The organism is Piscinibacter defluvii, assembly GCF_004011805.1.
Lineage (GTDB): Bacteria > Pseudomonadota > Gammaproteobacteria > Burkholderiales > Burkholderiaceae_C > Piscinibacter > Piscinibacter defluvii.
Genome location: NZ_RCHJ01000016.1, coordinates 156322 through 180402 on the forward strand (window position 1 = coordinate 156322; position 24081 = coordinate 180402).

Below are 24081 nucleotides of genomic sequence, written 5' to 3' on the forward strand. Positions count from 1 at the left end.
CGCTACCATGCCCCGCACCCGTTGCGGGGAACCCATGGTCGCGCTGCACGCCCTGACGCACCGCTGGCCCGCGCTGAGCGCGCTGCTCGACGAGGCGCTCGCGCTGCCGCCCGGCGAACGGCCACGCTGGCTCGAGGCGCTCAAGGTCGATGCGGCGCTGCGCGACACGCTGCGCACCTTGCTCGCGAACTATGCCGAGGTCGAGCACGGCCCGTTCCTCGCCACGCTGCCGCGCCTGGACGCCGCGCCCGGCGCGGGCGCCGGTCCCGCGCCGGGCGCGCGCATCGGCCCCTACCGCCTGATCGCGGAGCTCGGGCGCGGCGGCATGGGCACCGTCTGGCTGGCCGAGCGGGCCGACGGCGCCTTCGAGCGCAGGGTGGCGCTCAAGCTGCCGCTGGTGCACCGCCTGCGCCCGGAACTGGCGGCGCGCTTCCTGCGCGAACGCGACATCCTCGCGCGCCTGGAGCATCCGCACATCGCCCGGCTCTACGACGCCGGGCTGGACGCGGACGGACTGCCCTACCTCGCGCTCGAGCTGGTCGAGGGCGACCCGATCGACGCCCACGCCGACGCACGCCGGCTCGGCCTGCGCGCGCGCCTGGCGCTGTTCGTCCAGGTGCTGGAGGCGCTCCAGTACGCGCACGCGAACCTGGTGATCCACCGCGATCTCAAGCCGTCCAACATCCTGGTCGACGCCGCGGGTCAGGTGCGGCTGCTCGACTTCGGCATCGCCAAGCTGCTGGCCGGCCCGGACGCGCCCGAGACCGAGCTGACCCGCGTGAGCGGCCGCCCCTTGACGCCGGAGTACGCCAGCCCCGAGCAGGTCCGCGGCGAGCCGCTCGGCACGGCCAGCGATCTCTACTCGCTCGGTGTGGTCCTGCACCGCCTGCTGGCGGGCGCGGCGCCGTACCGCGTCGACCTGCGCTCGGCGGCGCAGTGGGAGCAGGCCGTGCTCGGCGCCGAACCGGTGCGCCCGAGCGAGGCGATCGACGAGCGCGCGGCCGCGCAGCGCGGCGGCACGCGCAAGGCGCTCGCCCGCGCGCTCGCCGGCGACCTCGACACCATCGTGCTGAAGGCGCTCGCCAAGGCGCCCGCCGAGCGCTACCCGACCGCCGACGCCTTCGCCGACGACCTGCGCCGCCACCTGGACGGCCGGCCGGTGCAGGCCCGCCCGGCCGCCTGGACCTACCGGCTGCGCAAGGCCGTGCGGCGCAACCGCCTCGCGGTGGGGGCGGCCGGCGCCGTCGCGGCCGCCCTGCTGGCGGGCAGCGCGGCCGCGCTGTGGCAGGCCCGCATCGCCGCCGAGGAGGCGCGCAGCGCAAGGGCCCAGGGCGCGCGGGCCGAAGAGGTGAAGCGCTTCGTGGTGTCGATCTTCGAGGATGCCAGCCCCTACGGCGGCGCGGGGCGCGCGGTCACGGCCGTCGAACTGCTGCGCCAGGCGCGCGCGCGGCTCGAGGCCACGCCGGTCCGCGATGCCGCCACGCAGGTCGAGCTGCGCACCACGATCGGCAACAGCCTGCGGGCGGTGGGCGACTACCCGAGCTCGTTCGAAGTGCTGCGCGAGGCCGCCGCGCTCGCCACCCGGCAGCTGGGTCCGCTCGAGCCGGCGCGGCTCGACGCCCAGCTCGCCCTCGGCTGGAGCGCCGTCCTGCTCGGTGAACTGGCCGCCGCGCAGGCCGCGCTCGACGACGCGGAACGCGGTCGGCGGGCGCGCGGCGAGTCGGCCGCGCTGAGCAAGGTGCTGATCGCGCAGTCCGAACTCGTCAAGGACCGGGGCGACACCACGCGGGCACTGGCGCTGGCCGAGCAGGCGCTGCAGGAGGCCGAGGCCCATGCGGCGCGCACCGGAGACACGCTGCCGGTGATCGATGCGCTGGTGGCCCTGTGCAACCGACTGCGGGGGCTCGGCCGGCCGGGCATGCTCGCGCCGGCACAGCGCGCCCGTGCGCTGGCGCTGGCGGCCTTCGGCGACCGGCCCACCGACCAGGCACTGGACGCCCGACGCGTGCACGCCAGCGCACAGATCGCCGAAGGTGACCGTGCCGCCGGCGTGGCCGAGATGCGGGCCATCGTGCGCGAGCGCACCCGGCTCTCCGGCGAGGGGCACCACGCCGTCGCCGTGGCGCTGCGCGAGATCGGCACGGCGCTGCTGCTGGCCGGCGACCCGTCCGGCGCGGCGGCCGAATGGCAGGAAGCGCTGCGCCTGACGCGCGCGCAGAGCGACGGCCGACCCAACCCGGAGATCGCGAACACCGCCTACAACCTGGGGGTCGTGCTGGCGGCCGCGCGCCGACCGGCGGACGCGCTGGTCCAGTTCCGCGCCGCCGCCGCGATGCACCGGGAACTCGCCAGCCCGCAGCACCCGGTCGCGCTGCTCGCGCGCTGCGGCGAGGCCGACATGCTGCTCGCGCTGGGGCGCGTCGACGCGGCCGAGGCGGTGCTCGACGCGCTCGCCCCGCAGCTCGGCGACGATGCCCATGTGCGGGCCGTCTACCGCTGGCGCCTGGGCCAGCTGCGCAGCGCGCAGGGCCGGCATGCGCAGGCGCTGGAGCTGCTGAGCGCCACGGCGGCGCACTTCGACGGCGGCTCGCCCCGCCATGCATCGGCAAGCCGGCACAGCCTCGGCCGCGCGCTGCTGGCCGCCGGCCGGGCGCACGACGCCCACGAGGCACTGAACATCGCCCGCGCCCGGCTCGAGCCCGAGCAGCCCGACGGATCACCCGACCTGGCGGACATCGCCGCCGACATCGCGCGGGCCCGGCAGGCGATGACCGCCGCCGCGCCGCCCGCGCCGGTACGCTGACGCCGTCCTCAACCCGGCGTGGACGCGCCGAGCGCCTCGGGCGCGGAGTCCGGCGCCGGATGGCGCCGCGCCTGCGCCGCGAGGCCGGCCACCACCGCGGGCGGCTGCTCCTTCAGGCGGTGGTCCGACCACACCTGGCGCCAGCGCCGCGCGCCCGGCTGCCCGTTCCACAGGCCCAGCATGTGGCGCGCCGCGCGCGGCCAGGGCTCGCCCTCGCGCTGCATGCGCTCCATGTACTCGACCATCGCCGCCTCGACCGACTCGCGCGAACGCGGCTCGGGTTCGGCAGCGAGGAAGCGCGCGTCCCAGTCGGCCATCAGCCAGGGGTGGTGGTAGGCCTCGCGGCCGACCATCACGCCGTCGAGCGACTGCAGCTGCTCGGCGATCTGCGCGTCGCTGGTGATGCCGCCGTTGAGCACCACGGTCAGCGCCGGGAAGTCCTGCTTGAGCCGCCGCACCACCTCGTAGCGCAGCGGCGGGATCTCGCGGTTCTGCTTCGGGCTCAGCCCCTGCAGCCAGGCATTGCGGGCATGCACGATGAACACGGCGCAGCCGGCCGCGGCCACCGTGCCGACGAAATCGCGCACGAAACCGTAGTCCTCGCCGCGGTCGATGCCGATGCGGTGCTTCACCGTCACGGGAACAGTCACCACATCGCGCATCGCCTTCACGCCATCGGCCACCAGCGCCGGCTCGGCCATAAGGCAGGCGCCGAAGGCACCACGCTGCACACGCTCGCTCGGGCAGCCGCAGTTCAGGTTGATCTCGTCGTAGCCCCAGCGCTCGCCGAGCCGCGCCGCCTGCGCCAGGTCGGCCGGTTCGCTGCCGCCGAGCTGCAGCGCGAGCGGGTGCTCGGCCTCGTCGTGGTCGAGATGCCTCGGCACGTCGCCATGCAGCAGCGCGCCGGTGGTCACCATCTCGGTGTAGAGCCGCGTGCCCCGCGTGATGAGGCGGTGGAAGTAGCGGCAGTGGCGGTCGGTCCAGTCCATCATCGGCGCCACGCTCAGGCGCCATGCGCTATGTGATTGATTCACAAGCGTTTTCTCTCTTGAAGTCGTAACAGAAATGGCCCGTGTGCACGAAACGGTGCACACGAGGTGCACATGCGGTGGTTAAATGGGCGACGGGACAGACACAAACCGCCGCACACGAGACGCACACCATGCCCACATTCTCACAGCTACCCAGCGGCCGCTGGCGCGTGCAGGTTCGGCGCGGCGGCACCTACAAGGCCGCGACCTTCGATCGCAAGCGAGACGCGGAGGACTGGGCGCGGACCATGGAGACGCAGGCACAGCTCGTGAAGGTCAAGGGCTACGCGCCACCACCTGGCGCGGCGACGCTGGCCGACCTGATCGACCGCTACCTCGAGCTGCATCCTCGCGAGCCGGGCAAGACGAAGGCCGCCACGCTCGACATGCTCAAGGCCGACCAGCTCGGCAAGACGAAGCTCGCCGCGCTGTCCGCCCTCACCTTCCGCGACTTCGTCGACCGCCGCGTGAAAGCCGGCGCCGGCGGGGTCACGATCGCCGCGGACCTATCGACGGTCTCGGCGGTGCTCAAGTGGGGTCGGCACGCGCGCCGTCTCGACCTGCCTGTCGAGCTCGCGCTCGACGCTCGCCGAGACCTTCCCTACCGCGGACTACGCACACGCAGCGTCGAGCGCGATCGGGAGCCGACCGACGTCGAGCTGGCCCGCCTGTACGCGCACTGGGAAGAGAACGACCGCCAGCGCATTCCGATGGCGACGCTGTGCCGCTTCGCGCTCGCCACGGCCATGCGGCAGGAAGAGATCACCCGGATCCAGCTCGAGGACATCAACGTCATCGCGCGCACGGTGGTGATCCGTGACCGCAAGGACCCTCGCGAGAAGCTCGGCAACGATCAAGAGGTGCCGCTGCTGCCCGATGCGTGGGCCATCGTCGCGCCGATCCTCAAGGAGCGCTCGACCGGCTCAGTGTTCCCGTACCGCGCGGCCTCAGTCTCTACCGCCTTCACGCGCGCCTGCCAGGCGCTCGGCATCAAGGACCTGCACTTCCACGACCTGCGGCACCGCGCGACTGCGGACCTGTTCCGCATGGGGCTCGACATCCCGCGCGTGGCGCTGCTGACCGGGCACCGGACCTGGGCCCAGCTGCGCAGGTACACGAACATCAAGCCGGCCGACGTTCACGCGGCCGTCGCCAAGAACACCGGCACGGTCGTGCCGATGCCCGCGGCTGCCCGGAAGGCAGCAAGACGAGGCCCGCGCGGCGGTAGCGCGCCGGCGGGCCTCTGACCACAACCGCCCCCCAAAGGAGCCACCATGGCTGAAACGATCGTAGCAGCGCCCGAACTGAAGGATGCTGCCCACTATGGCGTCGACCGTCTCTTCGACGCCCTTGCGGCGCTGCAGGCGGCTCGCAGCGTCAGCGCACCCGGTGAGCCCGTCACCGACGAACAGGCCGGCCGCGTGCGCCGACTGGTCGGGCTCGCCGAGGATCGCGTGAACGAGGTGATCCAAGAGCTGCAGCCGCTCGTCTGAGCGCATGTCGACAACCAAGCCTCGGCGCGACGCAAGGTCGGGAGACCTGGCGGCCGAGGTCTTGGCCATCTTGAAGCCGAGGCCTCCTGTCCCGTACGTGCAGTACACCTTCGGCGAACCTGGCGCAGAGCGTTTCGAGCGCGTGCCACTGGCCGAAGTCGAGCGGCAGCTGCTCGCGCAGGTGCGGCAGGTGGCCGTGCTGAAGGCTCAAGCGGAGGCCCAAGCAGCCCGCGGCAGACTCAAGAGCGAAGCGGGCGACAGGACGCGCGCTGAAGTCTTGGCAGAGTACCTCGCCCTGCCGGACTCGAAGCGCGGCCGAGACGCCGCGAGCATCATCGCCCGCCGCATCGATAGGACGTCGGCGCAGGTCCGCACGCACCTGAAACGACTCGAAGAGTTGGGACAGATCGAAAAGCGAAAGTAAGCCGGCAAGCTTTCGTTTCGCTGCGAGCCGTGCCGCTCCGCGCCAGCGTCTGACCCATACAACTGCCGCACCCCAACTGCGCGCCGGTTTGAGCACCGGCGATACCCGGTGCAGCCCAACGACATCCCCGTTGCTGAAGACGGCGAGCAATTGCGGCAGCTTGCCGCTCGGCTTGATTGCATGACCGAGGATCAGTTCTTGCTCCTCGCACGGATCACGCGTCTAACCGCCGCGACTTGGAGAAAGCGCGGTCGCGGCCCCGGCTTCGTTAGGGTCGGTACCCGCATCCTGTACCCGATGAGGCTGGTGCAGCGATTCATCGAGACGGCGGCCCGCGAGCGCGACGAGAACACTGCAGCGAGGGACGCGCTGTGAGCGGCGGCTTCGAGTTGGACATCGAGGCCGTCGCCCGCCTTGCTGCGGGCGCCTTGCTCGCCCAGGAGGTTGCCGAGCGGATCAACGCTGGTGCACCGCTGTCCGTCGCCTTCGACGCCCTCGTCGCAATCCTGCGCAACGATGGCGAACTCACCGGCCCGGCGGCCCGCGGCTTTGTGCAGGAGCTGGCCAAGCAAGCGCGCCGCGCGGGGTGAGGCTTGGCGAAGCGCCGATACAGCAAGGGCGGCTCCCGCGACGCCGGCGACTTCATCGCTATCCCTCGCGCGGTCCTAACTTGCCCATCCTATGTAGCGCTCGGGCACTCAGCACGTGCCCTGCTGCTCGACGTTAGCTCGCAGTATCGCGGCGACAACAACGGCAAGTTGTTGTGCTCATGGTCGTTCATGACCGAAGAGCGCGGCTGGCGCGGCAAGCACTCGCTCATCAACGCCAAGCGCGAGCTTCTGGCTGCCGAGGTCTTGATGGTTGAGACCCGCATCGGCCGCTTCCCATCGACCGCCGCTTGGTACGCGTGCACTTGGTGGGCCCTCGATTGGTGTCCCGACATGGACCTTCCCGCGTCTCAGTTCCCTCGAGGCGCCTATCGAAGAAGCGCGCCGCTTGGTGCCGAATCAGCACAAAGAGCCCGCGCTACAGGTGCCGAATCAGCACAAAGGACCACACCGCTAGGTGCTGAAACAGCACCTGTAGGAGCCGGTTTTGGCGCCTCGCTTAGTGCCGATTCAGCACAACTTCTAGAGTTGCCATCTCCCCTGCCTCCGGTCGGAGGTGCAGCGCCATGAGGATGCATCCCGGGGGGGTGAGCTCAAGCATTCGGCGGCCGGCCGCGCGTGACCGAGCGGGGTCCGTCGCGCACACGGTGTCAGTTCGGTGCGCGGATTTTTTCGGGGTCGCGGCCGCATGAGTCTGCCGCTCGACCCGTTCGGACGGTCACAACTGCCTGACGCGCTCGCGTCTGAGCTGTGCCGTGAGCGGGCGCGGGCCGAGCGAAAGGAGCGGGTCCGCGACATTGCCCGGGCGGCCGAGGCGATGTTGACGAGCGGCGACCCAGCGCAGGTGTTTGTCGGCAGCGCGCTTGCGAGTTGGCTCGCAGACGGCGGGGACCTGGTGCGCGTTCACCTGAAGGTCGCGGCGCCGCGGTCATCACGCGCGACGCCCGCCGTTCTCTGGGCCGAGCTGCAGCAGGAGGCTCATCCGGATGAGGACAGGAGACGGCTCGGCGCGCCACAGTCTCGACCGTCCGAACTCCGAACGTCACGATGACCCGACTCGAAGCCCGCAGAGGCACAACCCTCGCGCACTACGTCAAAGCGCTCGCTGCCGGCCAAGGCGACAGGGCGGCGTCCGCCGCATACGCGATGGGCCGCAGTTGGTCCGACTCCGCGCAGATCGCGGGCATCCTCAAGAGCGCCGTCACGGCGCACTCTCTCGCGGAATTGGCTTCGGTGCTCGGGCCGATCAGCAGCGACCTGGTCGAGCTGGTCCGGCCGCTGACGATCGTCGGACGGCTCGAGAGCCGCATGCGGCGCGTGCCATTCGGCGTCAAGTCGATCCGGCAGGCGGGCGGTGCGCAAGGCCGGTGGGTCGAGGAAGGCGCGGCGATCCCCGCGAGTCGCCTGGACCTCGACGCCGCTGCGAACCGCCTCATGCCGAAGCGGGTTGCAGCGATCGCGTTCCAGACGGACGAGATCGCCAAGCACAGCGACCCGTCTTCGGACGCGATCATCTCCAACGATGTCGCCGCCGCGCTCGCACCGGCGACCGACCTTGCGTTCGCCGACCCGACGAACGCCGGCGACGATGCGACGCCGGCATCGGTGTTCTACGGCGCAGCGTCGATCCCTTCGTCGGGCAGCGACGTTGGGTCGATCGACGAGGATCTGCGGAGGCTCTGCGGGTTGCTGCTGGTGGCCGGCAGCACTCTGCGTGGCGCGACGTGGGTCATGAGCGCTCGGACGGCCGCCTATCTCGCCTTCCTGCGCGACGCGAGCGGTGCGCGGGCCTACCCGGCCATGCGCGTTGACGGCGGGACGATCGCGGGCATGGAGGTGCAGGTCTCGGCCTCGGTGCCCGAGGCCGGGTCCCCGGCGGAGACGACCATTGGCTTGCTCGACCCGGCCGGCGTCAACTTCGCGGACGATGGCCAGGCTCGCGTCGACGTTTCGACACGCGGCGCGGTGCAGATGGACGACGCCCCGACCAACGATGCTGGCGCCGGCACCGGTGCCTCGGTGGTGAGTCTGTGGCAGGTCGGTGCAATCGCCATCGCGGCGCAGCGGTACATGAACTGGTCCGTCGCACGCGCCGGTTTCACGGCCTACATCTCGGGCGTCGCCTACTGATGCGCCTCGCAGTCGGTCGGTTCGAGCTGAGTTTCACGCGCAAGGCGGCGGCCGAGCCTCGAGCCTCGGGGCTCACGTACCCCGACCGTGCGAGGGGCGGATGGCACACGATCGTCGAGCCGTTCGCCGGCGCTTGGCAGCGGGGCATCGTCGCAGAGGACCCGAAGGCACAGCTGCTGCGCTTCGGTTCAATCTTCGCGTGCATGTCTCTGGTCGCAGGCGACATCGGACGCATGCGGCCGATGCTGCAGATCAGGCAACCGAGCGGGACTTGGGTCGAGGTCGACGACGACTCGCGCCTGTCGCGCCTGGTGCGCAAGCCGCACCCGTTCTACACCTGGGGTCAGTTCCTCGAGAGCTGGGTCACGTCGCGCCTCATGTGGGGGAACGTGTACCTTCTGAAGGAGCGACGCGAAGATGGTGCCGTCGGGCGCCTTCATCTGCTCAGCCCCGAACTCGTGGCGGTGAAGTTGACCCCCGACGGTGGCGTCTACTACCAGCTCAATCGCGACGTTCACGCGGCGATCGAAGAGCCGATCCTCGTGCCCGCGAGCGAGATTGCGCACGATCGAACGCACTGCTTCTTTCATCCCCTGATCGGCTTGTCCGCGTTGTCCGCAGCGGCGGCGAGTGGCACGTTCGGCCGCAGGATCCAAGAGCAGTCCTGCACCTTCTTCGCGAACGCGAGCCAGCCAGGCGGGCATCTGACCGCAGAGGGCAACATCCCTGACGAGACCGCGGAGCGCCTGAAGCGCGACTTCGAAGACAAGTTCGCCGGCGGCTTCATTGGCCGCCTCTTGGTGACTGGCTCCGGGCTGAAGTACGAGCCCCTTGCGATGCCCGCGCACGATGCGCAGCTGATTGAGCAGCTCCGATGGACTGGCGAGGATTGCTGTCGCGTGTTCAAGATACCCGGCTACAAGGTGGGCGTGGGTCCGCTGCCGAGCTTCAACAACATCGCGCAGCTTCAGAACGACTACCTCGGCCAGGCGCTGCAGCCGGCGATCACCGCAATCGAGCTGCTGATGGCCGAGGCGCTCGAGCTGCCGCCGAACATGCGGATCGAGCTCGACACCTCGGCGCTTCTGCGCATGGACCCGCTGTCCCGCGCGGAGACGGCGGCGAAGCTGGTCGGCGCCGGGATTCTCTCGCCGAACGAGGCACGGGCCGCAGAGAACCTGCCACCGGTGCGCGGCGGCGATCAGCCCTTCATGCAGCAGCAAATGTGGCAGGTGGGGCAGCTGGCCTCGCGCACCGCGCCGAGCGATGCGCCCACGTCCCCGCCGGCGAAGGACTGGCTGGCTCGCCACGTGACCAAGGAAATGTGATGCCCTCGACCATCGACGAACCTGCGACCGTCTCCGTCGATGAACTGCGCGCGCAATACACGCGCGAGATTGAGGCACACCGCGCGGCCGCGCATCGCCAGGTCGACGCCTATTGCGATGCGCTGCTCGAGCAGCAGCGCCTCACGTTGGAGCGCCTCGAGCATCAGCTCGAGGGCGGCGCCGTCCATTGATCGGCCCCGGCACTTCGCCGGCGGGGCGTTAGTCGTGAGTGGCCCCGGCGAGGAACAAACCGCGACAGCCGGCGGCGGGGCGCTTCATGACCCGCGCGGCCGGCAACCATTCAAGGGGACTTGATGCCGCTCGCGAAACTGGAAGTTCTGCTCACCATGGGCCTCGCACAGTTCGAGGCCGCGTCGAATCGTGCGACCCGCGTTGTCGCGGGCGACCAGCAGAAGATGGCCGCTGCTGCCGAGGTGACGAACGCGGCACAGAAGCGCTTCCTCGCCTCGCTCGAGCGCACCGTCGACAAGGCCACGCTCGCGCGCTCGGCACTGCTCGCGCAACGTGCGGCGCAGCTCGGGGTGAGCGACGCGGCCGCGGGCTACATCAGGCGCCTCGAGGATGCCGAGAAGCGTCAGCAGGCAGTGAACGCCGCGACGCGAGCCGGCGCCTATCTGGGCCCTCTGCTGTGGACTGCTGCCGCCGGCGGTCTGACTGTCTTTCTCGACGGCTCCCTGCGCGCGGTCGACGCGCTGAATGGGCTCAGCGCCGCGAGCGGCTCAAGCATCGAGAACCTGTCCGCACTCGACGCGATCGCGCGTCGCTCCGGGTTCGGGTTCTCCGATCTGCAGCAGCTGGTGCTCCAGGTGAACAAGGCGCTCGAGGCTGCACCGGACAGCGGCGCCGGCCGCGCGCTGAAGGCCCTCGGGCTCGACGCAGCCGAGCTGCGCCGGCAGGACCCGGCCGAGGCGGTGCGCCAGATCGCAGTGGCGATCGCAAGGTATGCCGACGACGCGAACAAGGGACGATTACAGCAGGTGCTGCTCGGCCGCGCCACGAAGGAATCCGCCGACTTCCTGAAGGACCTGGCCGGGCAGACGAAGCTGACCGCCACGCTCACGCGCGACCAGGCGGAGGCAGCGGAGGCCTACACCAAGGCCTTGTCGACGCTCCGGGCGCAGACGGAGGACGCGGCACGCGCCCTGACACTGAAGCTCGCGCCGGCGCTGGCCGAGGTGCTGAAGGGCTACAACACCGGCGGCATCCGCGGTGCTGGCGACGCGATCGGCGAGCTGATCGGGCTCGGCTCCGCCTACTACGAAGGCAAGGCACTTGGTCGGCTCAAGTCCGACCTCGCGGACCTTGAGGCGCAGGCCAAGCGGCTGCGCACCGTGGTCCGCATCTCGCCTACAAGCCCGCTCGCGGCCGAGCTCGAGCAGGTCGAGGCGCAGATCGCGCAGCGAACCGAGGCGATCGCCGCGGCTCGTGCGAAGTACCTGCGCCTGACCGACGGCAGCGCCGGCGGCGGCCGGGGCTTTGTGAACCCGGAAGCGGTGAAGCCCTCCCTTCCCGACCTCGGCGAACTCGAGCGCCAGGGCAAGGCAGCCGAAGCGGCGGCGAGGTTCTATGCCGACCTGCAGACCAGCATCGCCGGCAAGCGCAGCGAGGCCGAGGCCGAGCTCGCCGGCGGCGAGAAGCTCAGCAGCGCCCAGCAGTTCGCGTTGGGCATCGTGCAGAAGCTGGCCGGTGCCGAGGTGGCGCTGTCGGACGCGCAGAAGCGCGCGGCCGCCGCGTCGCTCGAGCAGTACCTCACCACGGCTGCCACGATCGAGCAGCGGCGGGACCAGCGCGCGGCCGCTGAGGCGCTCGCGAAGTCAGAGCGCGAGTCGTCCGAGGCGCTCGACCGCCAGGCCGAGGCGCGCCTGTCCGCGAACGCCTCATTGCGTGAGCAGATCGAGGTGATCGGACTCACAGCCGACCAGGTCGACCGCCTGCGCATCGCGCGCCTCGAGGAGGCGATCGCGACCGAGCGGACCGCCCTGGCCATCGCCCGGGCTCGTGACGCGAGCGAAGCCGAGTCGGCCGGCGGTGAGCGGAACCTGCGCCTGCTCGAGGAAGAACTCCGCCTGCGGCGGGAACTGTCCGAACGCACGCGCGTGGCGGCCCAGCTCGAGCAACTGCGCACCGGTGCAGACTCGCTAGCGGATGGCTTGGCCGGTGCCTTCGGCCGAGCGCTGACCGAGGGCGGGAAGTTCCGGGACCTCCTGACGGACATCGGCCGCATCGGGCAGGGCATCGCGGTGCGCGTGCTTATCGAGGAGCCACTCGCCGAGTCCCTGCGCACGTCGTTCCGCGGCCTGCTGCCGGGCGCCGGCGCGGACTCTGCGACGGCATCGCAGACAGCCGCGATTGCGACGAACACGGGCGCGGTGACGACGTCGACCGGTGCACTCGCGGCGCTGACTCAGGCAGCCGGCGCGGCCGCTGCAGCTCTCGCGGCGATCGGCGGACAGCAGGCCGCCTCCGGCTTCGCATCGTTCGCCGGCTTCGCCTCACCAGGTGGCAGCGGGCTCGAGGGCCTGTCGCCCGATGCGCTGTCCTACTTCTTCCACGATGGCGGAGTAGCCGGCGCCGGCGGCCGCGCCGCGCGCGTGCCCGCCTCGGTGTTCGCTGGTGCGAAGCGCTACCACTCCGGCGGCATCGGTGGCCTGATGCCTGACGAAGTGCCCGCGATCCTGCGCAGGGGAGAAGAGGTCATCCGGCGCGATGACCCGCGCCACCGAGCGAACGGCGGGGCCGCTGGCGGCCGGCCGGTGCAGGTGGTGATCGAGAACCATGGCGCGGACGTGCAGACCGAGCCGACCGGGGACGGTGGCGTGCGCGTGATCATCGATGCCGCGGTGGCCGAGGTAGATCGCCGCATCGCGCGAGGCGGCAGCACGTACAGCGCGATGAAGTCGCGATTCGGCCTGCAGCCTGCGCTCGCGCGTCGCGGCTGACTGTCCCGCTTTGCGCTGCAGGGGCGAGACGCGGTCCGTACCATCCGGGCATGGACCCGTGGCCTTTCGCGATTGCAATGCTCCTGGGAACCTTCGCCGCGCCGGCTGTGAGCTGGCCTGCGGAGCGTTGCCGTGTGGTGATCACTACCGAGCCGGCCGGCGAGCCTGAGGAAGCGCTGCCGCCGGAACCACGCACCGCGCTCGACGACGAGGCACTGCTCGCGCAGCTGCAGCAGCTCGGCACGGGCAGCGTTCGCACCATCGCCGCAGCGACGGGCCGACCGAAGTCATCCATCGATCGCGCGCTGAAGCGCCTGGCTCGAGCGGGCTCCGCACGCATGGATGCGGATGGCTGGCGCGCCACCGCGTGACGCACGGGGGGTACTCGCGAGCATTCGGCGAGGCCTCGACCTAGACCGAGCCTGGCCACACGCAGAGAGTTTTTCCTCGGCGCTGAGATTCAGCCGGTGCCGAGTTTCTGCGCAAGAACTGAGTTTCGAGGAAGCGGCCAACTTGGCTCACGTAGACGCTTGGTAGACGCCCGCTGTAGACGCACGCGAGACGCTCAAGCGTCTACACGGCCCCCTCCCATCTGGACGAAGCCCCAGGCTTGGCCCCCATGGCAACCGGGCCGAGCCTCGGCTTTCCCTGTCTTCCAGCCGATCGGCTCACGCGAGCGGGACGCGTGGCCCACGCGTCACTGCACGCGCTGCACGTGCGCGCGCGTGCACGAATGGCGTCAGCCCTTCCCTCTTGCTCGATCAACGGCATCCGACGTTTGAGCGTGAACCTCGCCGAGGCGTGCTATGCGCGCAGCCTCGTGCTTTCGCACCAGCTCGACCGCCCGACGCTTGGCCTCCCCGTGATGGCGATTGCCCTTGGCGAAGTCTCGCTTGTGCTGCACGAGGAACACCGACTCCTCATGCGTCAACCCGACCATGCAATCGCGCCCCTCAGCGTCCGTGACCATGTCGCCGAACTGAATACGCAGGTCCCGTTCGTCATCGTTGAAGAGCATGCGTTGCCTCAGTCTGTTCGATCACTGTCCGATTCTTGGCCTTGCACACGCCCAGCACACGCCTACCGGCCAGGCCGCGCCAATGCTGCGCTTTCGCAACGATCCATCATCGGCGCGACGCTGAGGCGCCAGAGGCTGGGCAAGGGAGCGGAAGACAAGGGGTGAACGGGCAAGTCGATCGGGCGTGCCGCGATTGTCCTCGCTTCGACCTCGTCGCACGGAGGGTCAAGGCATGACCGTGCCGGCAACGGGCGTCCGGGGAGTACCCTGCGCGCTCCGCGGGGCCCGAACCAGCGGCGGCGCGGTCACTCGAGGAGAAGCATCGATGGCGAGCCTGCAGATCAACGGCAAGTCGATGAACGTCGACGCACCGGGCGACACACCCCTGCTCTGGGTGCTGCGCGACCACCTCGGCCTGACCGGCACCAAGTTCGGCTGCGGCGGCGCCCACTGCGGCGCCTGCACGATCCACCTCGACGGCACGCCGGTGCGTGGCTGCCAGACGCCGCTCTCCGCGGCGCTGGGCAAGAAGATCACCACCATCGAAGGCATCGGCACCACGCGCGTCGGCAAGGCGGTGCAGAACGCCTGGCTCGCGATCGGCGTGCCGCAGTGCGGCTACTGCCAGGCCGGGCAGATCATGAGCGCCGCGGCGCTGCTGGCGTCCAACCCCAAGCCCAGCGACGCCGAGATCGACGGGGCGATGAGCGGCAACCTGTGCCGCTGCGGCACCTACACCCGCATCCGCAGCGCGATCAAGGTCGCGGCCGGCATCAAGGAGGCATGATGGACCTGCACGCCCTGATCCGGGCCGGCCACGGCTCTACCGCGACCAGCCGTCGCCGTTTCCTGCAGACCGCCCCGCTGGCCGGCCTGGTGCTCGGCATCGGCCTGCCCGGCGCGGGCCGCGCCGCCGAGGAACCGAAGAAGTACGGCGGCGACGCCATGCCCCACGGCCTGCGCGACAGCCCGAAGCTGTTCGTCTCGATCACGCCGGACGGCACGGTCACGATCGTCGTGGCCCGCTCGGAGATGGGCCAGGGTGTGCGCACCAGCCTGCCGCGCATCGTGGCCGACGAACTGGAGGCCGACTACCGGCGCGTGCGCGTGGCCCAGGCGCCGGGCGACGAGCCGACCTACGGCAACCAGGACACCGACGGCTCGCGCAGCACGCGCCACTGGTTCGAGCCGCTGCGCCGCTGCGGCGCGGCCGCACGCCAGATGCTCGAGCAGGCCGCGGCCGCGCAGTGGAAAGTGCCGGTCGCCGAGGTGCAGGCGCGCAACCACGAGGTGGTGCACGCGCCGAGCGGCCGGCGCCTCGGCTACGGCGCGCTGGCCGCCGCCGCAGCCAGGCTCGAGGTGCCGCCGCGCGAGGCGCTCAAGCTGAAGGACCCGTCGGCCTTCCGCTACATCGGCAAGAACGACCCGGCGCTGACCGACGGGCCGGTGATCGTCGACGGCCGCTCGAAGTTCGGCATCGACACCCGCCTGCCCGGCATGCTGTACGCCGTCATCGCGCGCCCGCCGGTGCTCGGCGGCAAGCTGAAGGGCTTCGACGCCGCCGAGGCGCTGAAGGTGCCGGGTGTCGTCAAGGTGTTCGCGCTCGAGGGCACGCCGCCGCCCTCGGAGTTCATGCCGGTGGGCGGCGTGGTGGTGGTCGGCAAGGACACCTGGGCCGCGATCAAGGGCCGCAACGCCTTGAAGATCGAGTGGGACGACGGCCCGCACGGCAGCTACGACTCCGAGGCCTTCCGCACCGAGCTCGAGGCCGCGGTGAAGAAACCCGGCGGCAAGGTGGTGCGCAACGAGGGCGACGCCTATGCGGCGTTGGCCGGCGCGGCGAAGCGGCTCGAGGCCGATTTCTACGTGCCGCACTACGCGCACGCCACGATGGAGTGCCCGGCCGCGACGGCGCGCATCGTCCGCGGCGCCTGCGAGGTATGGGCACCGAGCCAGTCGCCGCAGGCCGCGCGCGACCGCGTCGCCAAGCGCCTGGGCCTCAAGCCCGAGCAGGTGAAGGTCAACGTCACGCTGCTGGGTGGCGGCTTCGGCCGCAAGTCCAAGGCCGACTTCGTCGTCGAGGCGGCGCTGGTCAGCAAGGAGATGGGCGGCCAGCCCGTCAAGCTGACCTGGACGCGCGAGGACGACCTGCACAACGACTACTTCCACACCGTCACCGCGCAGCACCTCGAGGCCGGGCTCGATGCGAGCGGCAAGGTGGTGGCCTGGCTGCACCGCGCCGCCGAGCCGACCATCGTGTCGATCTTCGCGCCCGATCCGAAGGTGCTGGCGGAGTTCGAGCTCGGCCTGGGTCTGACCGGCATGCCCTACCAGATCCCGAACATCCGCATCGAGAACCCCGAGGCCGTGGCGCACACCCGCATCGGCTGGCTGCGTTCGGTGAACAACATCCAGCATGCCTTCGCGGCGCAGTCCTTCATCGCCGAGATCGCGGCGGCGCAGGGCAAGGACCACCGCGACTTCCTGCTCGCGCTGCTCGGGCCGGACCGCAAGCTCGACCCGGTCAAGCTCGGCGAGCCGTGGAACCACGGCGAGTCGCCCGAGCGCTACCCGATCGACACCGGCCGGCTGCGCAAGGTGATCGAGCGCGTCACGCAGGAGGCGGGCTGGGGACGCAAGCTGCCGGCCGGCCAGGGGCTGGGGCTGGCGGCGCACTACAGCTTCGTCAGCTACCTGGCCGCAGTGGTGGAGGTGACGGTCACGCCGCGCGGCGAGGTGATCGTGCCGCGCGTGGACATCGCGGTGGACTGCGGCACGACCATCAATCCCGACCGCGTGCGCTCGCAGCTCGAGGGCGCCTGCGTGATGGGGCTGAGCCAGGCGCTGGTCAGCGAGATCACGTTCAAGAACGGCCGCGCGCAGCAGGACAACTTCCACCAGTACGAGATCATGCGCATGAACGCCGCGCCGCGGCGCATCGTGGTGCACTTCGTCGACTCGGGCTCGTACGACGCGCCGCTGGGCGGGGTCGGCGAACCCGGGGTGCCGGTGATCGCCCCGGCGCTGATGAACGCGATCCATGCCGCCACGGGCAAGCGCATCCGCCGCCTGCCGCTGCGCGACCAGCTCTCGGCGCCGGTCTGAGTGACCCGGGGCGGCGCGCGCCCGCCGCCCCGGGCGCCGTCACGCTCAGATGATCGTGATGTCGGCGGCGGTCATCGTCGGCGGCACCGCGACCCAGTCCAGCTGCGCGATCTTCAGCAGCACGGCGTCGAAGCCGGAGCCGTCCGCGTCGTAGTAGAGACCGCCGCCGAAACTGTCGAAGATGACGCGGTCGGTGCTGTCCAGCGTCCGGTCGGTCGCCGTCCACACACGGAAGGCCGCGGCGGGCAGGGCCCCGTCGCTGAGGATCGCCGTGAAGACGGCGTTGTCGAGTTCGATGGTGTCGGCCGGCGACGACCAGTCGGTGATGCGGTCGACGTTGGAGACCGGGTCCGGCAGGGTGGTGAAGCGGAAGTGGTCCAGCCCGCTGCCGCCGCTGAGGATGTCGTTGCCGCGCCCGCCCGCGAGCACGTCGTCCCCGCCTTGCCCCTGGAGGGTGTTGGCACCGCCGTTGCCGACGAGGTTGTCCGAGTACGCCGAACCGCGCACGCCCTCGATGCGGATGAGCGTGTCGGCGCCCGAGCCCCAGGTGTTCTGCATCGTGGTGCGGCCCAGGTTGACCCGCACGCCCGCAGTGGCGAACGAGTAGTCGACCACGTCGGTGCCGGCGCCGCCGTCGATGATGTTCGAGCCGGCCCCGGAATACAGCCGGTTGGCCCCGGCATTGCCGGTCAGGTGGATGTCCGCGGCGCCGGCGATCCGGCCCACTTCCACGTTGGCCGCGAGGGTGTACGAGTACACGCTGCTGATCACCGTGTCGGTGCCGGTGCCCTGCCCCGCGGCCTCGATCACCAGGTCGCCGGCATTGCGCACCTGGTACTGGTCGTTCCCGTCGCCGCCGACCATCCGGTCGACGCCGGCCAGGCCGTCGAGCGTGTCGTTGCCGGCGCCGCCTTCCAGCCGGTTCGCCCCGGCGTTGCCGGTCAGCCGGTCGGCATTCGGCGTGCCGACCAGGTTCTCGATCGAGATCAGCGTGTCCGTGCCCGAGCTGCCGGTGGCCTGGGCCGCCTCGGTGTCCAGCCGCACCGTGACACCCTGGTCGTCGACCTCGTCGTAGCGCACCGTGTCGCTGCCGGCGCCGCCGTCGATGCGGTTGTTGCCCCGACCGGCGACAATGAGGTTGGCCAGGCCGTTGCCGGTCATGCCGGCGGTGCCGACCGAGAAGATCCAGCCGTTCTCGACGTTGCTGGGCAGGGTGTAGGAGGCCAGCAGGCTGTACACCGTGTCGGACCCGCCCGTGGCGAGCGCGGCGTCGGTCTCGACCACGCGGTCGCCGGCGTCCATGACGGTGTAGCTGTCCGAGCCCGCGCCGCCGACCATGGTGTCGGCCCCCAGGCCGGCGTTGAACATGTCGTTGCCGCCGTAGCCGTACAGCAGGTCGGCGCCGTTGCGCCCGGTGATGCTGTCGAAGCCGGCCAGCGCGAGCGACTTCAGTTCCGCGCCGGAACGGCTCGCGAGCAGCCCGTAGACCGTCGCTGCCGAGAGGTTGAGCTGCAGGATCTGCAGGTCGCGCACCTGCCCGCCCTCGATCGCCCCTTCGAAGGCCGTGATGGTGCCGGCCGTGACCACCCCGTTCACCACCGTGATGCCGGTGCCGATGTAGCGGTCGTACGAGGTGGGCGAGCCGATGCGGATCTCGGTCGCGCTGACGAAGAAGACCGAGTCCGCGGCCGTGTAGGCCATCAGCTCGGACATGTCTGCCAGCCCGAGGTAGTTCACGATGGCCATTCGGCTCTCCCTGATGGTGACTGCGTGCCGCACCATAACCCGGGCCCGCAGTGGCGTCGAGAAAGACCGGTCCGGTCCGTGGGGTGCTCAGTGGTCCGGGCGCCGTGCCGTCAGCAGGCCGAGGCCCATGAGCAGCACGCCGCCCCATTGCAGGGCATCGAGCGGGCGGCCGAAGACCAGCGCGTCGACCAGCACGGCCGTCGCCGGGTAGACGAACTGCAGGGTCGCCAGCCGCCCGGCGGACACGCGCACGACGCCGGCATACCAGAGCACGTAGGCCAGCCCGGTGTGCACGACGCCCAGGGCGGCCAGCCAGCCCCAGGCCGCCGCCGCGGGCCAGCCGTGCAGCATCGGCCACCAGGCCAGCGCCAGCGTGCCGACGGCACATTGCCACCAGGCCAGCACCAGCGGGCTGGCGCCCTGGGCACGGCGGGCGAACAGCGTCACGCCGGCATAACAGAGCGAGCTGGCCAGGCACAGCGCGACGCCGAGCAGCGTGCCGGTGTGCGCCGTGCCCTGTGCCGAGGCCGCCAGGCCCGAGGCCAGCGCGAGCCCGAGCAGCGCCACGCCGGCCGCCAGGCCCTGCCGCAGCGTGATGCGCTCGTGCAGGAACAGCGCACCGAGGGCCATCACCCAGAACGGCTGCACGTGCACCACCACGGTCGCCACCGCGATGCCGGTGTGCTCGAGCGCCGCGAAGAACAACGCCCAGCTGGCCACCATCAGCGCACCGGCGGCCAGTGCCGCGGCCAGCGTGCGGGGCGCCAGCCGCAGCTCGCCGAAGCGCCGGGTCGCCAGCATCCAGCCGCTCAGCGCCAGCAGGCCGAACACGCTGCGGAACCACACGGCCGTCAGCGGATGGGCGCCGGCACGCTCCAGGAACAGGCCGATGGTGCCGAGCAGGACCCCGGCCGCACCCAGCAGCAGTGCGCCGTGCGGGGCCGGCACGGGCCGTGGCAAGGTCGTTGCGATGGTGGACATGCCTCGATGGTCGGTGCGGCTGGGGTCGGCGTAAAGCGGATAGATCGACACGCTATCATTCGATTCTCGAAACATTCTCGCGGCAGCCATGCCCTCCTCCGACCTGCAGCTCGACTGGCTGCGCGCCTTCGTCGCCGTGGTCGACAGCGGTTCGCTGACCGCGGCCGCACCGCTGGTGCACCGCTCGCAGTCGGCGGTCAGCATGCAGATCCTCAAGCTCGAGGAGGCGGTGGGCCGGCCGGTGCTCTCGCGCGGGCCGCGCCACCTCGAGCTCACCGACACCGGGCGCGAGCTGCTGCCGCACGCGCGGCGGCTGCTGGCCGACCATGCCGAGGCGCTGCGGGCGATCTCGGGTCGGGCCCTGTCGGGGCGGGTGCGGCTGGGCGTGCCGGACGACTACGCCGCGCGTTACCTCACCCCGGTGCTGAAGACCTTCGCGGCGCGCCACGCCGGCGTGGAGATCGAGCTGGACTGCGAGCAGTCGACCGTGCTGGTGCCACGCGTGCAGCGCGACGAGCTGGACCTGGCGCTGGTCTCGCGCCCGCGCGCCAGGCTCGGCACGCTGCTGTTCCACGAGCCGCTGGTGTGGGTCGGCGCGCCGGCCTTCGAGGCCTGGCGGCGCGAGCCGCTGCCGGTGGCGATGTACGAGGCCGGCTCGCTGGCGCGGCGCGACGCGGCGCAGGCGCTGGCGGCGCTCGGCCGGCCCTACCGCGTGGTCTACAACAGTTCCAGCCTGGCCGGGCAGCTGGCCGCGGTCGAGAGCGGGCTCGCGGTCGCGGTGCTGACGCGCTGCAGCGTGCCGCCCGGGCTGGAGGTGCTGGGCGAGCGCCACGGCCTGCCGCCGCTCGGCAGCATGGAGGTCGCCGTGCTGCGCAGCAAGGCCTCGCGGCGCAACCCGGCCGTCGATGCGCTGCACGCGCTGGCGGTGCAGACGCTGGGCCCGCGCTGAGGCTCAGGCGCCGAACAGGTAGTCCGCCAGCGTCGTGCTCGCCGTGCCGCTCAGCGTGGCCACCAGGCTCAGCTCGCTGGCGGACACATGGTTGTCCGCCGCGCTGGAGCTGAAGCGGTACAGCGCCGTGTCGCTGCCGTTGTCGACCACGAACAAGGCGGTCGCACCGAAGGCGTAGTTGCCGACGGCGTTGCCGATCGCCGCCGCGGCCGCGCTCGTGGTGATGGCCCCCGCGATGTCGTTGGTGACGATGACCAACTCCGCGGCGGACGTGAAGCCGCCCGGCCCGGCCACGACTGCCCCGCCCTCGACGACGCTGTCGCCATCGCCGATGCGCAGCCCGGACTGGCTGATGCGCACGCGGTCGCTGCCGCTCGCCAGATCGGTGACCGTGTCGGCGCCGGCCAGGCTGTTGAAGACGAACAGGTCGGCACCACCCGCACCCGCCAGCGTGTCGGCGCCGGCGCCGCCGGTCAGCACGTTCGCGCCCACGTTCCCGCTCAACGCGTCGTCCCCCGCACCGCCGACGGCGTTCTCGATCGAGATCAGCGAATCGCTGCCGCCCGCGCCGGTGGCCAGGCCGGTGGCGAGGTTCACGGTGACCGAACCGGTCATCGCGGCATAGCTGACCGTGTCGGTGCCACCGCTGCCGTCGAGCACGTTGGCGCCGGTGTTGCCCGTCAGCAGGTTGGCCTGGGTGTTGCCCGTGCCGTTGATGTTGGCGCTGCCGGTCAGCGTCAGGTTCTCCACGTCGGCGGCCAGGGTCCAGTTGATGCCGGAGAGCACCGTGTCGGTGCCGTTGCCCGCGGCTTCGATCGTCCGGTCGCCTGCGTCCTGCACGACGTAGCTGTCGTTGCCCGCGCCGCCGCGCATCGTGTCGGCGCCGAGCCCGCCATCGATCAGGTTGCCGCCGACGCTGCCGGTCAGCAGGTCGTCGAAGGCGCTGCCCGTCAGGTTCTCGAACTGCAGCACGGTGTCGGTGCCGGCACCGCCGGTGGCCTGGGCCGCCTCCGTGGCCAGGCTCACGGTGACGGCGCCCGCGGCACGCGCGTAGCTCAGCGTGTCGGTGCCGTCGCCGCCGTCGAGCACGTTGGTGCCGCCGTTGCCGTGCAGGGTGTCCGCACGGCCGCTGCCGGTCAGGTTCTCGATCGAGACCAGCGTGTCGACACCGGCACCGCCGGTGCTCTGCGGGCCGGTCTTGTCGAGGCCCACCTTGACGCCGGCCAGCGCGCCGGCGTAGCTCGCCGTGTCGACGCCGCCGCCACCGCTGAGCACGTTGTTGCCGCGGTTGCCGGTCAGCACGTTGCCGACGGCGTTGCCGGTGGCGTTCAGGTTCGCCGTGCCGAGCAGCGTCAGGTTCTCCAGCTCGGCTCCCAGCGTCCAGCTGACGCTGCTGCGCACGGTGTCCGTGCCGCCGCCGCCCGCCTCGACGATCTGGTCGTCACCGTGGTCGACGGTGTAGGTGTCGTTGCCGGCGGCACCGATCAGCAGGTCGTCCCCGGCGCCACCGTCGAGCCGGTTCGCCGCGGCGTTGCCGAGCAGGGTGTCGCCGAAGGTGCTGCCGACCAGGTGCTCGATCGACACCAGCGTGTCGACGCCCGCTCCGCCGGTGTCCTGCGCATCGCCGTTGTCCAGGTCGACGACCACCGCCCCCGCCGCCCCCGAGTAGGAGGCGGTGTCGGCGCCGCCCTGCCCGTCGAGCCGGTTGTCGCCGGCGTTGCCGCTCAGCACGTTGGCGCCGCTGTTGCCGGTGGCATCGATCGAGGCGCTGCCGGTCAGCACGAGGTTCTCGACGTTGTCCGCGAGCCGCAGGCTGACCGAGCTGCGCACGGTGTCCACGCCCGCGCCGGCCGCCTCGACGATCACGTCGCCGCTGCGCTGCACCTGGTAGACGTCGTTGCCCGCGCCGCCGGCCAGCGTGGCGCCGAACAGCGGGTTCGCCACGGTGTAGACCTGCACGCCGTTGGTCGGGTCGCCCGGCAGCAGGCTGCGCGAGGGGGAGGTGAAGCTGATGGTCGAGCCGTCGGCCGAGAACTCCGGGTGCCAGCTGAAGGTCATGATCGTCGGCGTGCCGGAGCTGCCGTCCGGCGCCACGCCCAGGCGCTCGATGTCGCCGGTGCGCAGGTCCTTGACGAACACGTCGTACCAGCCGTTGTGGTCGGTGTCGACCAGGTTGCCGGCCGCGCTGTAGAAGGCGACGTAGCGGCCGTCGGCGGAGAGGGTCGCGTTGCCCGAGAAGCTGGACCCGAGCGTGCCGTCGGCGCGCTGCGAGACGAGGGTGACGGCGCCGCTGACCAGGTCCTTGACGAACACGTCGGAGCTGCCGTTGGTGTCGCCGGCCACCAGGTTGTTCGCGCTGCTCTCGAAGCAGACGTAGCGGCCGTCGGCCGAGAGCGACGCATTGAGGCTCGTGCCGTTGCCCTGCAGGCCCGCCGCGTCGGTCGAGGCGCGCTGCAGCGATCCGGTGACCAGGTTGCGCACGAAGATGTCGCCGACGCCGTTGGTGTCGCCCGCGATCAGGTTGGTCGCGGCGCTGTCGAACGCGACCACGCGGCCATCGGCCGAGATCGCGGCGTTGCCGGACGCCAGATCGCCCACGGCGGCGTTGCTGCGCGACAGCAGCGTCATGCTGCCGGTCTGCAGGTCTTTCAGGAACACGTCGTTGGTGCCGTTCCCGTCGCCGGCCACCAGGCTGCTCGCGCTGCTGGTGAACAGCACGAAGTGGCCGTCGGCGGAGATCGTCGTGTCGAAGCAACTGCCGTTCGCCTCCTCGCCGGCCAAGCCGGTCGACGCGCGGGTGGTCTGCCCGGTCTGCAGATCCTTGACGAACACGTCGCCGACCCCGTTCGTGTCCCCGCTCACCAGGTTGGTCGCGATGCTGTAGAAGACGACGTAGCGCCCGTTCATCGACAGGCTGGCCTCGCTGGAACCGCCATTGGCCTCCACGCCCGCCGAATTGGTCGAGACGCGGATGGTCTGCCCGCTCACCAGGTCCCTGACGAAGATGTCGTTGGCGAAGTTGGTGTCCGAACCGACCAGGTTGGTGGCCGTCGAGAAGAAGGCCACCAGGCGGCCGTCCCCGGACATCGAGGCGTAGGTCGACCCGCTGTTGGCCGCCTGGCCAGTGGTGCTGATCGAGGCCAGCGCGAGGCCCTGCGCGGGCGCCGCGCCGAGCAGCAGGTCGTTGCCGCTGCCGCCCAGCAGGTCGGCACTGAAGCTGTTGTCCAACGAGGGCGTCAGCAGCCGCGAGCCGTCGGCGAACACCAGGTGGGACAGGTCGAACTGGTGCAGCGCCGCGTTCGCCAGGGTGATGGTCTTGCCGAGCGCATCGGTGATGACGATGCTGCGCCCGTCGGCGCTGCGCCCGACGTTCAGGCTGGCCGCCGACAACGCCGGGTCGTCGAAGCGCAGCAGGTCGAGCTCGGGTCGCCAGTTGAGGGTCAGGCCGCTCGGCAGCTGGCTGTACAGGTAGACGCTCATGAGATCCCCTCGGTGCTCCGGTGAT

The 24081-nt window shown here is 71.1% G+C and carries 20 protein-coding genes; 15 read left to right on the forward strand and 5 right to left on the reverse strand.

Going from position 1 to position 24081, the window contains the following annotated elements:
• Positions 1–7 precede the first annotated feature (7 nt).
• Positions 8–2803, forward strand: coding sequence for a serine/threonine-protein kinase (locus D9C15_RS24250; protein WP_128001039.1), 2796 nt, complete (start codon positions 8–10; stop codon positions 2801–2803).
• 8 nt (positions 2804–2811) lie between these two features.
• Here D9C15_RS24250 and dusA read toward each other — a convergent pair whose 3' ends face one another.
• The gene (gene dusA / locus D9C15_RS24255; RefSeq protein ID WP_259372613.1) at positions 2812–3837 is read right to left on the reverse strand and encodes a tRNA dihydrouridine(20/20a) synthase DusA; all 1026 of its coding nucleotides are present in this window, start codon (positions 3835–3837) and stop codon (positions 2812–2814) included.
• A gap of 38 nt (positions 3838–3875) precedes the next feature.
• On the opposite strand from dusA, the gene D9C15_RS24260 reads away from it, so the two are divergent.
• The 11 genes from D9C15_RS24260 (at position 3876) to D9C15_RS24310 (ending at position 13148) form a co-directional block, all read left to right on the forward strand.
• Positions 3876–5081, forward strand: a complete 1206-nt coding sequence (locus D9C15_RS24260; protein WP_128001040.1) for a tyrosine-type recombinase/integrase — start codon at positions 3876–3878, stop codon at positions 5079–5081.
• Between the two features lie 27 nt (positions 5082–5108).
• Positions 5109–5327, forward strand: a complete 219-nt coding sequence (locus D9C15_RS24265; RefSeq protein ID WP_128001041.1) for a hypothetical protein — start codon at positions 5109–5111, stop codon at positions 5325–5327.
• Between the two features lie 97 nt (positions 5328–5424).
• Positions 5425–5751, forward strand: a complete 327-nt coding sequence (locus D9C15_RS24270; RefSeq protein ID WP_128001042.1) for a hypothetical protein — start codon at positions 5425–5427, stop codon at positions 5749–5751.
• Between the two features lie 108 nt (positions 5752–5859).
• Positions 5860–6126 carry a hypothetical protein gene (locus D9C15_RS24275; RefSeq protein WP_128001043.1) on the forward strand — a complete coding sequence of 89 codons (267 nt, stop codon included), beginning with the start codon at positions 5860–5862 and terminating at the stop codon, positions 6124–6126.
• A 14-nt stretch (positions 6127–6140) separates the two neighbouring features.
• Positions 6141–6341, forward strand: a complete 201-nt coding sequence (locus D9C15_RS24280; protein ID WP_128001044.1) for a hypothetical protein — start codon at positions 6141–6143, stop codon at positions 6339–6341.
• Positions 6342–7047: 706 nt separating this feature from the next.
• A complete protein-coding gene (locus tag D9C15_RS24285; RefSeq protein ID WP_128001045.1) occupies positions 7048–7410 on the forward strand; it encodes a hypothetical protein in 363 nt (120 codons plus the stop codon).
• Positions 7407–8489, forward strand: coding sequence for a phage major capsid protein (locus D9C15_RS24290; RefSeq protein WP_128001046.1), 1083 nt, complete (start codon positions 7407–7409; stop codon positions 8487–8489). Before D9C15_RS24285 ends, D9C15_RS24290 begins: the two co-directional genes overlap by 4 nt.
• The gene (locus D9C15_RS24295) at positions 8489–9817 is read left to right on the forward strand and encodes a phage portal protein (protein WP_128001047.1); all 1329 of its coding nucleotides are present in this window, start codon (positions 8489–8491) and stop codon (positions 9815–9817) included. Before D9C15_RS24290 ends, D9C15_RS24295 begins: the two co-directional genes overlap by 1 nt.
• Positions 9817–10008 (forward strand): hypothetical protein, encoded by a 192-nt coding sequence (locus D9C15_RS24300; protein WP_128001048.1) that lies wholly within the window; start codon positions 9817–9819, stop codon positions 10006–10008. The genes D9C15_RS24295 and D9C15_RS24300 overlap by 1 nt, the downstream gene beginning before the upstream one ends.
• Positions 10009–10131: 123 nt before the next feature.
• Positions 10132–12777 carry a coiled-coil domain-containing protein gene (locus D9C15_RS24305; protein ID WP_128001049.1) on the forward strand — a complete coding sequence of 882 codons (2646 nt, stop codon included), beginning with the start codon at positions 10132–10134 and terminating at the stop codon, positions 12775–12777.
• 50 nt (positions 12778–12827) lie between these two features.
• On the forward strand, positions 12828–13148 hold the full coding sequence (locus D9C15_RS24310) for a helix-turn-helix domain-containing protein (protein WP_128001050.1): 321 nt from the start codon (positions 12828–12830) through the stop codon (positions 13146–13148).
• Between the two features lie 368 nt (positions 13149–13516).
• Here D9C15_RS24310 and D9C15_RS24315 read toward each other — a convergent pair whose 3' ends face one another.
• Positions 13517–13795, reverse strand: coding sequence for a hypothetical protein (locus D9C15_RS24315; protein ID WP_128001051.1), 279 nt, complete (start codon positions 13793–13795; stop codon positions 13517–13519).
• Between the two features lie 325 nt (positions 13796–14120).
• Here D9C15_RS24315 and D9C15_RS24320 point away from each other — a divergent pair, with 325 nt between their 5' ends.
• Both D9C15_RS24320 and D9C15_RS24325 read left to right on the forward strand, forming a co-directional pair.
• Positions 14121–14582, forward strand: a complete 462-nt coding sequence (locus D9C15_RS24320) for a (2Fe-2S)-binding protein (protein ID WP_128001052.1) — start codon at positions 14121–14123, stop codon at positions 14580–14582.
• Positions 14582–16900, forward strand: coding sequence for a xanthine dehydrogenase family protein molybdopterin-binding subunit (locus D9C15_RS24325; RefSeq protein ID WP_240668575.1), 2319 nt, complete (start codon positions 14582–14584; stop codon positions 16898–16900). Before D9C15_RS24320 ends, D9C15_RS24325 begins: the two co-directional genes overlap by 1 nt.
• 45 nt (positions 16901–16945) lie before the next feature.
• On the opposite strand, the gene D9C15_RS24330 is transcribed toward D9C15_RS24325, so the two are convergent.
• Positions 16946–18646, reverse strand: coding sequence for a calcium-binding protein (locus D9C15_RS24330; protein WP_164886836.1), 1701 nt, complete (start codon positions 18644–18646; stop codon positions 16946–16948).
• 87 nt (positions 18647–18733) lie between these two features.
• The gene (locus tag D9C15_RS24335; protein WP_128001055.1) at positions 18734–19627 is read right to left on the reverse strand and encodes a DMT family transporter; all 894 of its coding nucleotides are present in this window, start codon (positions 19625–19627) and stop codon (positions 18734–18736) included.
• Positions 19628–19715: 88 nt separating this feature from the next.
• On the opposite strand from D9C15_RS24335, the gene D9C15_RS24340 reads away from it, so the two are divergent.
• On the forward strand, positions 19716–20576 hold the full coding sequence (locus tag D9C15_RS24340) for a LysR family transcriptional regulator (RefSeq protein WP_128001056.1): 861 nt from the start codon (positions 19716–19718) through the stop codon (positions 20574–20576).
• 3 nt (positions 20577–20579) lie between these two features.
• On the opposite strand, the gene D9C15_RS33515 is transcribed toward D9C15_RS24340, so the two are convergent.
• On the reverse strand, positions 20580–24056 hold the full coding sequence (locus tag D9C15_RS33515) for a beta strand repeat-containing protein (protein WP_164886837.1): 3477 nt from the start codon (positions 24054–24056) through the stop codon (positions 20580–20582).
• Positions 24057–24081 lie beyond the last annotated feature (25 nt).

Coding starts and splice junctions, on each gene's coding strand:
- D9C15_RS24315 (WP_128001051.1), bottom strand. CDS start 13,795: ATGCTCTTCAACGATGACGAACGGGACCTGCGTATTCAGTTCGGCGAC.
- D9C15_RS24320 (WP_128001052.1), top strand. CDS start 14,121: ATGGCGAGCCTGCAGATCAACGGCAAGTCGATGAACGTCGACGCACCG.
- D9C15_RS24325 (WP_240668575.1), top strand. CDS start 14,582: ATGGACCTGCACGCCCTGATCCGGGCCGGCCACGGCTCTACCGCGACC.
- D9C15_RS24305 (WP_128001049.1), top strand. CDS start 10,132: ATGCCGCTCGCGAAACTGGAAGTTCTGCTCACCATGGGCCTCGCACAG.
- D9C15_RS24250 (WP_128001039.1), top strand. CDS start 8: ATGCCCCGCACCCGTTGCGGGGAACCCATGGTCGCGCTGCACGCCCTG.
- D9C15_RS24330 (WP_164886836.1), bottom strand. CDS start 18,646: ATGGCCATCGTGAACTACCTCGGGCTGGCAGACATGTCCGAGCTGATG.
- D9C15_RS24335 (WP_128001055.1), bottom strand. CDS start 19,627: ATGTCCACCATCGCAACGACCTTGCCACGGCCCGTGCCGGCCCCGCAC.
- D9C15_RS24285 (WP_128001045.1), top strand. CDS start 7,048: ATGAGTCTGCCGCTCGACCCGTTCGGACGGTCACAACTGCCTGACGCG.
- D9C15_RS33515 (WP_164886837.1), bottom strand. CDS start 24,056: ATGAGCGTCTACCTGTACAGCCAGCTGCCGAGCGGCCTGACCCTCAAC.
- D9C15_RS24340 (WP_128001056.1), top strand. CDS start 19,716: ATGCCCTCCTCCGACCTGCAGCTCGACTGGCTGCGCGCCTTCGTCGCC.
- D9C15_RS24290 (WP_128001046.1), top strand. CDS start 7,407: ATGACCCGACTCGAAGCCCGCAGAGGCACAACCCTCGCGCACTACGTC.
- D9C15_RS24295 (WP_128001047.1), top strand. CDS start 8,489: ATGCGCCTCGCAGTCGGTCGGTTCGAGCTGAGTTTCACGCGCAAGGCG.
- D9C15_RS24310 (WP_128001050.1), top strand. CDS start 12,828: ATGGACCCGTGGCCTTTCGCGATTGCAATGCTCCTGGGAACCTTCGCC.
- D9C15_RS24265 (WP_128001041.1), top strand. CDS start 5,109: ATGGCTGAAACGATCGTAGCAGCGCCCGAACTGAAGGATGCTGCCCAC.
- D9C15_RS24300 (WP_128001048.1), top strand. CDS start 9,817: ATGCCCTCGACCATCGACGAACCTGCGACCGTCTCCGTCGATGAACTG.